At 44.2% G+C, this 12424-nt stretch carries 7 protein-coding genes; 3 read left to right on the top strand and 4 right to left on the bottom strand.

Annotated features, from left to right (window positions below):
* Positions 1–5: 5 nt before the first annotated feature.
* A complete protein-coding gene (locus AC1DFM_RS16895; protein ID WP_477077911.1) occupies positions 6–1760 on the bottom strand; it encodes an erythromycin esterase family protein in 1755 nt (584 codons plus the stop codon).
* 103 nt (positions 1761–1863) lie between these two features.
* On the bottom strand, positions 1864–2412 hold the full coding sequence (locus AC1DFM_RS16890) for a hypothetical protein (RefSeq protein WP_477077910.1): 549 nt from the start codon (positions 2410–2412) through the stop codon (positions 1864–1866).
* Between the two features lie 486 nt (positions 2413–2898).
* Here AC1DFM_RS16890 and AC1DFM_RS16885 point away from each other — a divergent pair, with 486 nt between their 5' ends.
* Genes AC1DFM_RS16885 through AC1DFM_RS16875 form a run of 3 tightly spaced genes read left to right on the top strand, consistent with a single transcriptional unit; the run spans position 2899 to position 7371 of the window.
* The gene (locus AC1DFM_RS16885) at positions 2899–5190 is read left to right on the top strand and encodes a peptidase domain-containing ABC transporter (protein ID WP_477077909.1); all 2292 of its coding nucleotides are present in this window, start codon (positions 2899–2901) and stop codon (positions 5188–5190) included.
* 3 nt (positions 5191–5193) lie between these two features.
* Positions 5194–6549 carry an HlyD family secretion protein gene (locus tag AC1DFM_RS16880; RefSeq protein ID WP_477077908.1) on the top strand — a complete coding sequence of 452 codons (1356 nt, stop codon included), beginning with the start codon at positions 5194–5196 and terminating at the stop codon, positions 6547–6549.
* Positions 6550–6573: 24 nt separating this feature from the next.
* Positions 6574–7371: a beta-1,6-N-acetylglucosaminyltransferase gene (locus tag AC1DFM_RS16875; RefSeq protein WP_477077907.1), complete on the top strand. Its 798-nt coding sequence runs from the start codon at positions 6574–6576 to the stop codon at positions 7369–7371.
* A gap of 131 nt (positions 7372–7502) precedes the next feature.
* Here AC1DFM_RS16875 and AC1DFM_RS16870 read toward each other — a convergent pair whose 3' ends face one another.
* Both AC1DFM_RS16870 and AC1DFM_RS16865 read right to left on the bottom strand, forming a co-directional pair.
* Entirely contained in the window at positions 7503–9164 is a 1662-nt protein-coding gene (locus AC1DFM_RS16870) for a RagB/SusD family nutrient uptake outer membrane protein (RefSeq protein WP_477077906.1), read from the bottom strand.
* An 11-nt stretch (positions 9165–9175) separates the two neighbouring features.
* On the bottom strand, positions 9176–12343 hold the full coding sequence (locus AC1DFM_RS16865) for a SusC/RagA family TonB-linked outer membrane protein (protein ID WP_477077905.1): 3168 nt from the start codon (positions 12341–12343) through the stop codon (positions 9176–9178).
* Positions 12344–12424 lie beyond the last annotated feature (81 nt).

Below are 12424 nucleotides of genomic sequence, written 5' to 3'. Positions count from 1 at the left end.
GGATTTTAATTTGGGAGGCTTTTACTGCTGTTGATAAGCTGGGCATACTTCGTTCTTTTTTCATAAAAGAAGTTTAGCATAAAGCGGAACCAATCCTTGTTAATGTTGGTGAATGCCCGGCTGTTGCCGGTATATATGCAGGCATCAAAACGGTCAGACAAACTGGTGAATTTGAAAGCATTTTTGTGCTGTCCGACCCGGGAGATGTTTGCAGCAGAAATAACTGTACTGTCGATATACCTTGTGGGGTAATAAAAGAAGGGGTAGTTTGTTTTTAAAGCGGCGTACTCAAAACTGTTAACTGGAATGGTTTGCAATGAATCATCTATTATTTTGACTGCCGCCATGCAGCTGTCCTGACAGAAGGTGCCCGAACCAAACGTGAAGTTAAGTGCATGATAGCGTGCGCCGTACCTTTCAGCAAGCAGGTTGCCCAAGGTAGATTGATATTGCTCATCAACCAGGTCGATTTTCTGAATATGACTCGAGTGTGCGAGTATGGCTATTTTTTCGTTGGGAGAGGTGAAAAGGCTATCGAGATAAGCGACCCGTAAAGCCATGTTCTGGTCCCGCTCCGAAAAACGTTCTTTTTCATCTTTGCTGAATTTGTCTCCCAGGGCGTGTAGGAAATAGGCGTAATTTTTTTCCCCCAGGGTACTCCTGATGCCTGCATCTTTTCGGGCAATTGCTGCTGCATCTTCGATCTGATTACTATAGAATTTCTGCAGATACATAGCTCCTTTCTCCTGGCCCAGTAATGCCAGTATATAATCCATCAATGGTATTGGCATGTTGCCTGAGCTGGAGTTGTCGATGCCTATGATATGCACTTTCTGATTCGTGGCGGAGTTATATTTTTTTAGCCATTTCAAAAACGACATCATCGGATGAACATCCATCCCTATTTTAAGATATTCCGCAATGATGGCTTCAGTAGTGTCATTGGTAAGGCCCTGCACGTAAAGATCATATAGCATTGGAACGTCGAAGTGTATTTCCAGCAATACCAGTTTGCATTGATGGCTGGTGATCAGATTTTTTAAAAAGAGGATTCTTGCATTTGCTATCGTTTCGCTACCATGGGTACATTCTCCCAGCGCTATTATCTTTTTGTTTTCAAGTGAGGGGACGCTCTTCAGCATATTGATGCTGTCTGTTGATTCGAGCGGTATTATTTTATCAGCGGCCAGGCTGGCCTGCTGCTTGCATTCTGTCTGCTGCATGTTTTTGCCATCCATCCGGACATTCAGTTTTTTCAGACTAATTTTCTGATCAGCCTTGGTGTTCCCTTTGAACCGTATGTATACATTGAATGCTTTTAAGTTTTCAGCGGGGCAGGTAACGGTTATGTCTTTCTCCTGCGAACTATTGTAAAGATGACTACTTTTTTTTAAGATTATTTTCTCATGCCTGTCTATCCCAACAATCGTGAGTGAGAGCGCGCTATCGGAGGTATTCCTTGCCAGGAGAGATACTTCCAGTGTCTTATAGTTTCCTGGTGGAAGAATAACATGTTTGTTGAGTGTGAACTCCATGTTGTCGGTGGGCATTCCGGCCCTTCGTTCATATGCTATCTGAAGTGAGCGGACTTTGGAAGCGTTATCGTACCCGATGCTGCAATTCCGCTTAAAATTGAGCCAGTCCCAATTGCAATCGTTAAATGCCTTGAAATCCAGGTCATAATATTGTGCTGATAGCTGTGCTTTGCAGAAAGTGAAGCATAACAGACATATGGTGGTGAGAAGTACTTTAATTTTCATCAGGAGTGTAATTGTACCAGTTTTCAACGCCTTAAATATAATCAAGCAAAGTTAAAATCTGTTGGATATACTTTGCTTGATTATTCTGAAGAGTTATCCTGGTCTAGTATCCATATGTTCCTATAATCCTTGGGTCCGTTTTGCTGATGGTGCCTGTTACACCAGATTGAGGATCATAGTAATAGTATTGGCCGGAGCTCGCATTGCCGGTAAGAACAATAGCGTGTCCGTTGCCTCCGCCATTGTTCAGGAATGCCACGGATTGGTCGCCTGATACGGAGTAACCGGATGCGCCATGAGGGGTGTCGCCAACATTAGTTAGCCCCATGTACTGGGCAAAGGCGGCGGCATTGTCGAAAGTTACACCGTTGGTCACCAGGTCATATTGCCAGTATCCGGAATTATGTGTACCTGTTGACGACGACATAAAGGCGCCATAGGCACTATACACTTCGTCGTAAGGCCTGCCGGTAGCAAAAGAAATTGCTTCGATCACGCAGTCGCTCCAGCCAGACACATATCCGCCTTTGAATGCATTTGACTCTACTGAGCTAAGTGCTTCCATTTCTTTCTCGAGCAGGTCGAATGCCAATTTTGCTTTATTACTGGTAACGGTTTTTTTCTCTCCCGTTGAGAGGGGTTGTTTCTGCATAGTGTGGATTTTTTGGGTGCTTATTGATTAATGAATATTTCCTTGGAAAAAATCATCATGTGCAGGAGGGTCAATGAAAATTGGAAAATAAGGTCAGCATATTTAGCGCATTATCCATTGAGCGGAAATGATGCGTTATAAATATAATAGTGCATAAAAAAGAGAATTTTATTAGCTGATACTGGTTAAAGTCAGGAATTGGTCAACCCGGTCAATGCTCATTGCTACTCACTTTTAAGGGTATATTTGGTTCACTGAAATTGTAGTGTTATTATGGAAACTGGTAAACGGAAAAAATAAAACAGGAATGTTTCTACAGTAAAATAAGTTTTAAATTGAATAATTCAGGAAGTATTTCTAACTAGATAAGATATAGATGAAGTTTGAGTTTAAGGAGATGAATGATCTTTATAATTTAGTTTTGAATCAGTTGTTTGGAATCCTTTTTTACTTTAAATTACAGAAGGTGAAAATGAGAAAGCCCCTATGTTAAAAACGTTCCCGTGTGACCGACAACTCGATATAATGGATTGCGGTCCTGCCTGTCTGAAGATGATAGCCAAACATTATGGAAAATATTATAGCCTACAATATCTGCGAGACAGATGTGGAATTACGCGGGAGGGAGTGTCGTTCCTGGACCTTAGCCATGGAGCTGAAAGTATAGGAATGCGGACTATTTCCCTGAAGGGAACTATAGAGGATCTGATCATAAAAGTTCCGCTGCCGGCGATCGTACACTGGGATAACAGTCATTTTATAGTTGTATATAAAACAAATCCGAAAAACGGAGATGTATATGTATCTGATCCTGCAAAAGGGTTGATACGGTACAGGAAGTCGGTGTTCATGGAACGGTGGATAAAGCACGAAGAGAGTAACAGGGGAATATTAATGGCCATAGAGCCGCAGGCAGAGTTTTATCAACGAATGGATGGTGAACGTATTGAACGGAAGAAAAACTTTGAAAATTTTATCGGCTATTTCAGACCCTATAAAAAGAGTTTTGTAAATCTTTTTGTGGTAATGTTGCTGGTTACCGGGCTACAAGGCATATTGCCCTTTGTTGCCAAGTCCATTATTGATGTTGGTATACAAACGCATGACCTGAATTTTATCAACCTCATGCTAATTGCCAATATTGCAATTTATGCGAGCATATTGCTCAGTAACGTGGTGAGGGATTGGATACTGCTGCATATCACTTCACGAATCAACATAGCACTTATATCAGATTATCTGATCAAACTGATGCTGCTCCCCATCACATTCTTTGAAACCAAGTTAACAGGCGATATTCTGCAACGCGCCAATGACCATGAGCGTATCCGGAGTTTTATTATGAATAACTCCATTAACATGGTTTTTTCATTGCTGACTTTTCTTGTTTTTGGTGCCATCTTGTTTGTATACGATACCACTATATTCTATATTTTCCTCATCGGAAGCGTCTTATATGTTGCGTGGCTGCTTGCATTTTTGCGACTTAGAAAAAAACTGGATTGGGAGTATTTTGATTTGGTATCTAAAAATCAAAGCTACTGGGTGGAGACGATCGAAAGTATGCAGGACATCAAGATCAATAACTATGAGAAACATAAACGATGGAAATGGGAAGGACTGCAGGCAAGGATCTACCGGGTTAATGTGAGATCGTTGAGTATTAGTAATGTACAGAATCTGGGGGCTCAGTTTATTGACAATATCAAAAACCTGGGAATAACTATTTTCTGTGCAAAAGCTGTTATCAAAGGTGAAATGACATTTGGTGTAATGATTTCCACGCAGTTTATTATTGGCATGTTGAATGGGCCACTGGTGCAGTTTATTCAGTTCATCGTTTCTTTTCAGTTTGCGAAGATCAGTTTTCTACGACTGAATGAAATACATCAGCTGAAAGACGAACATGAAGAGGTAGGATCGAACCCTATTGAATTACCTGAAAATAAAAGTCTTTTTATACAGAATGTTTCCTACCAGTATACACAAAATGCCCCGTTGGCCCTAAAGGGAATTCATCTCGTTATTCCGGAAAAGAAGGTAACTGCTATTGTTGGCGATAGCGGCAGCGGTAAATCAACGCTACTGAAGCTGATTTTACGCCTTTATAAACCTTCCTTTGGTGAAATACTAATAGGGAATATGAATATTAACAATATCAATCTGAAACAGTGGCGCGACAGATGTGGCGCTGTTTTGCAGGATGGAAAAATTTTTAATGACACGATTTTGAATAACATCGTGTTAGATGATGATAGAATAGACTATGTGAAATTGAAGAAGGTGTTGGATACCGCTAATATAGCAGCAGAGATTGAGAAACTACCGTTGGGTTATCAAACAATGATGGGAGAGCAGGGAAGAGGACTTAGCGGAGGACAACGGCAGCGGATATTAATCGCCCGGGCGCTGTATAAAGACCCTGATTATCTGTTTTTCGATGAGGCCACCAATTCCCTGGATACGATAAATGAACAGAAGATTGTGGCAGCGCTGGATAATGTATTTAAAGATAAAACAGTGATAGTAGTGGCGCACAGATTGAGTACCGTGCGTAAGGCCGATCAGATAGTAGTAATACAGAATGGGCAGGTAGTGGAGGTGGGCGACCATGAAAGTCTGATGAAAAGAAGGCAACGATACTATCAATTGGTAAATTCACAGATGAATCTGGGTGATGCGGAGCTGCTACGGGCAGAAACCATCGCCGAGTCGGGAGACTCCAGGTCTCTCAGCGCTGAAATGTCCACTGTACCCATCACCCCGGTAACTGAATAGCCAATGAACACAAATCCACCTGACGTTACCAATTCTTCCTATGCGGATCAGGCAAAATATCACAGCGCTGAGCGAACCGAGGAAATCAGGGATATTATTGAACGGATGCCCACGAAGTTTGGTCTCTGGATAAGCGCTATTGTAGTGGTAATTTTCCTGTTACTCCTCGTTTTTGGGTGGATTATCCGGTACCCTGATGTGATACTGGGGCAGGTTACGCTTAATACCGCAGTATCTCCCATCAAACTAATTGCGAATAATGCCGGAAAGATGCAGTTAAATAACCGGATGTCTCAGTCTCAGGTGAATAGTGGTGATGTTATTGCATATATCGAAAGTGCTGCCTCTTTTGATACGCTGCTGATGATAAAGGCAATTATTCATGAATATGATCCCAATAGCTCTTCCAATACAGAAGTATTGGCAAAATTGCCGCCTAAAGTAGCTTTAGGGGAACTTACATCCAGATACTATGTATTCCTTAGTGCCCTGCATCAGATAAAGAATTTTAAAAATGACCGGTTATATGAGAAACAGATCAATAGCCTGGAAAATCTGCACCAGCATGAGATAAATGAGGTCCATAACAGCTTCGAAAGGATATCCATTAATAAAAGTAACATGGAATATTCCGAGAAATTTTTTAGAAGAGATTCAATATTGTATCTGGACAAAGTTGCTGCAGAAGCGGAACTCGATCGTGCCAAAATGGACTACCTGAATAGCAGGGCTGGTTTTTCCAATGCCAGAAGCAATCAGATTGACGCTGAAAAACAGGCGCAGCAAACGCTCAGCAAGATTGCGGAAATAAATGTTCAGAAAAGTGAGAAACAACAGGAACTCAACATTGCACTGCTGGCTGCTTATAATGACTTAGTGGATAATATTGTGCTCTGGGAACAACGCTACCTTTTTAAAGCGCCGTTTAAGGGGCGTGTTCAGTTTCTTCGATTTTGGACTAACAATCAGTATGTGCAGTCCGGAGAACCTGTTTTTACCATTGTACCGGATGATAGTGAGCCATATGGACAGGTTATTTTGCCTGCCATGGGCGCTGGTAAAGTAAAAGTTGGTCAGGAAGTAATCATTAAGCTGGACAATTTTCCCTACAACGAGTATGGCTCCATATCAGGGGCCATCAACAGCATTTCGCTAACCACCAATACCGAGAAAAGTGCACAGGGTAATAATATAGAAACCTATTTGGTAACCGTCAAATTTCCCCGGGGACTGATTACGAATTACGGGAAGCCAGTGGCGTTTAAACATGAATCAAAAGGCACGGCAGAAATCATTACCAGGGATAGAAGACTCATAGAACGACTATTCGATAACCTGAAATATGTACTGAATAATTAGTCAGAAGACCAACGGAATAATTGTATGAATATCGCTTACCTCATACTGGCACATAAAAATGCTACCCAGGTGAATCGTTTGATAAACAGCCTGAAAGGACCGGGAACTTCCTTTATTATACACATTGATGACAGTGCTGATATCGATGAATTCATCTGCACTACAGCAGGTAATAGTGCCAGGATATTATTTGTAGAAGACAGGGTTTCCTGCTTGTGGGGAACCTTCAGTATTGTGCAGGCAACAATAAACAGTCTTATATTTATCCAATCTAATGTAAAGGAAGCCGATAGAGTGGTGTTATTGAGCGGACAGGATTACCCCATCAAAAGCCGGCAATACATCGATGATTTTTTTGCTGCAAAGCCGGCTGCGATATTCATGAACTATTTTACAATTCCGTATGAGAACTGGTCAATGGGTGGCGTTTTTCGCTTTCCTAACTTTGAAAAGGTTAATGCATTCATGACTATTTATGGCGGCTCACAATGGTGGTCTATGCCTATGGACGTTGTAAGAGAGGTGCTCCTGCTTTGTGATAAATATCCTGTTTTTGGGCGTTATTTTTCAAAAGTGAATATACCTGACGAAAGCTTTTTTCAAACATTGATATTTAATGCGGGTGATGCTGTATCACATCATATTGTTAACGACAATCTGAAGTTTACATTCTGGGATCTGCCGGATAATAATAGAAGTATTCTCAATATTCATGATTTCGACTTATTAAAAGAAAGCAAAGGCTTATTTGCCCGGAAGTTTGACGAAAAAATGGATGATGCTATTCTAAATAAAATTGATGTTGAATTTTTGAGTGTATGACCTATTTGTGGATCGTTTTTTCAATAGTTTGCCTGACATAAAAGCTGCTATTATCCAGGGTATCTGGACTTACAAATAGAACAGCGGTTTCGGACGAATGTCTGAAACCGCTGTTCTATTTGTAAGATATACTATTGCCATCCCGGGTTCTGTGATAAATTACCGGATGGATACAAAGCTATTTGTCCGCTGGGTATCGGCTGGAAATAATTTTTAGGATCGATGAAGCTACGTTGTGCAGTAGCAGCGGTATATGGTGTAATATAGCCATCTGCATCCCGGAGCACTTTCCCGTTGTCGGGAACTTTAGCCCCGCGCCAGATATCTTTATTGCTGGTATTCATGTAGCTACCTTTGGCCCAACGCATCAGGTCCTGGAATCGGAAGCCATCGAATAATAATTCCGTTCTTCTTTCTCTTCTGATTTCCCAGATGAGAGAGGGTACGGTGGCATCTTTGGCAGGGTCCGTATAGGCGGTACCGTTCACTGCCACCTGTTGTGCTCCTTTATATTGAAGCGCGGGAAGGGTAGCGCGAACGCGGAGCAGGTTGATGGATTTGTCGAGATCAGCTTGTGAGAAACTGTATTGAGCAAGATCATCCAGTTCAGCGGCGGCTTCGGCGTAGTTCAGTAATATTTCTGCCAGCCAGAATACAGGTGCATCTGTATCGTTGTAAGGCGCCAGCACGTTAGCTACAGCGGGTTGCAGGAATTTAGCCGGACGGTAGCCGGTACTGCTGCTGCGGCCATTAACGAGGTTGCCGTTGTAGCACAGTACGGTATCGATGCCCTGTAGCAGGCGTTTGTCTCTGTTGGTGCGGATATTGGTCAGGTTGTCATCGCCTTTGTAAAGAGGAGATAGTTTGATAGGTAACCCATCCGAACATAGGAAGGCGTCAATAGCTGATTTGCTGGGGCCAGCCATGGGAGTACTGCTGGTGAGATATCCTATCAGCGAGTGGGTGAGATATCCTGGCAGATATTTTTTGTAAAGCAACACTTCCTTGTTCCCGGCGAGGTCGAGCGAATTGTAAGTGGTGACGTAATCGGCATTTAGCACTGCTCCACTTGCCATTACTTTTTCGCTGGCATCTTTTGAGGCCAGTAAAAATTTGGCGGCGCCGGGAAGTTGCGGGGTATTGTGATATTTACGCCAGGTTCCTTCGTAGAGGCATATACGTGATTTAAGTGCCAATGCCACATTTCGGTTTATGGTGTTGTCCAGGTCTTTTACACGGATATTGGTAGTAGCGAAGTCAAGATCTGCGAGTACACTATCCATCACTACCGTGCGGGGATCGCGTGATTTATAGATATAGCCGGTATCGCTGACATCCATGGACCTTCCCATCCAGGGTACATCTCCGTAATCTTTCACACGCGTAAAATAAACGAGTGCGCGGAAAAAGCGAGCCACACCTTTCCAGTGATTTTTTGCTTCGTCTGAAATAGGGGCCCGGTCTATTCTTTCCAGCATGATGTTAGCTTTGCGCACATCGCTAAAGTTCCAGGCGCTGGAACTGGCGGGAACGTTTTGCGTGAATTTTGTGAAAGCGGTGCTGGCCTGGTCATCGGAAAAGGAAGTGAAGTAAAAGTCGCCGAAGCTATTACCGTTACCATAGCCCAGGAAATTTTCATAGAAAGGCCAGTTGTACGAACGGATGTTATCTTCTGACCGCCAGAAGGTGTTGTCATCAAACTGATCGGGCAGGCCTTTGTCTACGTATTTTTTACAGCTGGTGCCAGCTATCAGACATGTTAATATAACGGAGAAGTATATATGCTTTTTCATGGGTGCTTAGTTTAAAGGGTGACCTGTAATCCGAATGACCAGGTTTTTTGAAATGGCCACGTTCTGCCGAGGATATTTCCTTCGCCGGTAGTGATTTCAGGGTCCAGTGGTACCCCTACATTGGAAATGGTAGCAATGTTTTGGGCGCTGCCGTATATACGTAACCGTTGCAGATGGATTTGTTTGGTGATATTGGCGGGGAGGGTATATCCCAGCGTAATATTTTTCAAACGCAGATAAGCGAGGTTCAACAGGTATTTCGACTGCGGATAAAAGTTATTACCACCAGATAGTAAACCAGAGATCTTGCCATTGGCATTGCCCGGATAGGGCCGTGGATAGTAGGCGTTGGTGTTGGTAGGAGTCCAGTAGTCCAGTTGGTGGTCATACATGATATCACCGGCGCGGTACAGCGGCAGGGTGATGTCTCCCAGTCCCCAGTAGTTTACTTTACCTACGCCCTGGAACAATACATCGATATCAAATCCTTTATAGGTGCTGCCGAGGCGGAAACTGTACTGATAGCGGGGGAGGGAGTTACCCAGCAGTTTCAGGTCGCCGTGATTGCTGCGGGTCACTTTTCCTCCATCGATAACGCCGTTGCCGTCCAGGTCTTTATATTTGACGTCACCCGGGCCAAATGCGAAGTTGCCGTCTGCCAGTTTCGACTGATCAGGTAGTTTACTGAGGTCATCATCTTTCGTAAAATAACGGTCTGTTTCAAACCCCCATATTTCCCCGAGCATCTTTCCTTTATAGTTCAGCGATAACAATTCGGAGGGGTTGTTCCATTCGGTGAACATTGTTTTGCTGTCCCAGAAAGCCACGGTGCCATAGAGCGCCCATTCTTTTGTGATATTGTAATTGGCGTCTATTCCAATTTCGTAGCCGCGGGTACGGAGGGCGCCATTATTTTCGCGTGGGGCGTCTGTTCCAAAGGTGGCCGGTACGGCTCTGTTGGTAAGCATTTTATCGGTAGTGCGTTCGTACCAGTCTACGGTAACGCCTATATGATTATTAAACAGGCTGATGTCTGTACCAATATCGAGGGTACGCACTCTTTCCCAGGTAAGGGAGGCTGCTACTGCGCGGGGCGCGTTTACACCGGAAGCGTAGTTACCGCCATTCATCCAGTTGACCTGGGTGTTGGTCGTCATGGCAGGTATGTACCATTTTCCACCCATGTCCTGATTGCCCAGCGTACCATAGGATGCCCGGATTTTCATATCTGACAATACTTTTTTGAGTGGGTCCATAAACTTTTCTTCCGTGAGGCGGTATCCTACAGAGGCCGATGGGAAGAAGGACCAGCGGTCGGCGGGAGGAAAGGAGGAGGCGCCATCGTATCTGCCATTCAATTCCAGTAACCATTTATTTTTGTAGCTGTAGTTGATTCTTCCAAAAAAACCTGCGTAAGCATTGGCCAGATGGCCGCCACTTACCAGCTGGTCGCCGCTGGCCAGTGGAATTTCTGCTTTGGTAGGATCTAATGGATTGCGGCGATAGGCGCTGAAGTTCAGGGTATCTTCATCTTCCGCATTGACACCGGCAATAAATTTCAGCTGATGATTGGCGCTCAGTTGTTTATCGTAGGTAGCATACAGGTTAAAGGTGTTTACTTTATAGTTGCCGGCTGCATAACCTACCACATCCTGTGAAGCGGTGGCGATATTGGTGAGAGGCATACCGGAGGCCCAGAAGTCCCAGGCCATTACTTTACCACCTACTTCATGACGCGTAATATTATCCCGGCCAATGGTATACTCTGCACGAACGTTTAAGTCTTTTGTCAACTTCAATGTAGCGCCGAGGTTTACGCGGGTATACGCGTCGGTAACGGTGCTGGTATTGGCATTGGCAAGGTATCCTGGTGTGTGATGGAAGTATTTCCCCTGGTAGGTACCATAAGGGAAATAGGCGCCCCATCGCCACATGTATTGAAAGTAGTTTTGGTATTGGTAAGGGTAATCGTATTCAAAGTTGCGGTACATCATGCGCACGTCCATGTCCAGCCATTTGGTAACGGATGCGTTGACGCTACCGGTGATGTTGTATTTTTTCAGGTTGTCGGGATTCATCTTCAGGATACCTCCGGTATTACTGTATCCGCCGGACATATAGTAGGAGATTTTTTCGCTGCCACCTTGTACGCTGATATTCTGAATTTGCTGAGGAGTAGATTTTTTAAGCAGCATATTTTTCGCATCCCATACTCTGTAGAAATAGGTGGGGCCGCCATTGGGATCAATTTCAAAATCTTCTCCCGGCACCATTTCAATGCCTTTGCGGTTATTTGCGTATTTCTCCTGCCAGTTTTTGATGCCATCGCGCAACTTGAGTAGTTGCATACCGAATAGTTCCGGCGAGGTAGTACCTGCGCGTACACCGGCGTCATATAGCCCTGTCAGTTCTTTTACGGGATCGGCAAAGTTGGGCAGGGAGGTAGGGTTACTCCAGGAGAAGTTGTTGGAGTAACGTACCCGGGTAGGCATGTTGCGGATGCCTGTTTTCGTTTTGATCAGGACCACACCGAAGGCGGCGCGTGCGCCGTAGATAGAAGTCGAGGCGGCATCTTTCAGGACGGAGATGCTTTCGATATCATCGGGGTTGATCATCGTCAGGTCAGGGGTTTCCACGTTATCGACCAGGATGAGCGGGCGTCCGCTTCCGTTTACAGAACCAATACCGCGGATGTTGATAGCCGGCGCCTGGGTAAGCCCTCCATTGGCGAAGGAGATGTTGAGGCCGGGTACAATTCCCTGCAATGCTTTGGATGGATCGGTAATCGGCCGGCTTTGCATGGTTTTGGCCACATCCACGGTGGTCACAGCTCCGGTCAGATTGGCTTTTCGCTGGGTGCCGTAACCTACTACTACCAGCTGTTCGAGCGAGTGTTCATCAGCGCTCAGCACAATCGTGTATTCTTTACCGTTGTTTAATGGAATTGTCTGCGATTTGTACCCCACAAATGTGACGTGTAAAGTGGTAACGCCTGTTGGTACCTGCAGCGTGAATTTCCCGGCCGGGTCGGTAACAGCACCATTTTTTCCGGCCATAATGGTGGCGCCAATAATGGGTTCCTGGCTACTTTTATCTATCACGGTACCGGATATATGCTGGGCCCATGAACTGGCATAAAACAGCAGGAAAGCGAAAGTGATGAGTATCCTTTCTTTCATGTTGGGAAGGTTTGAATTTTGGTTGAACAAGTGATTATGCTGACAAAAAATTGAATTACAGTATTTTATATGTCCACAAGT

The organism is Chitinophaga sp. 05T412 (assembly GCF_056396465.1).
The sequence above is the reverse complement of the archived record's forward strand: the minus strand, read 5'-3'. Positions and strand labels throughout refer to the sequence as shown.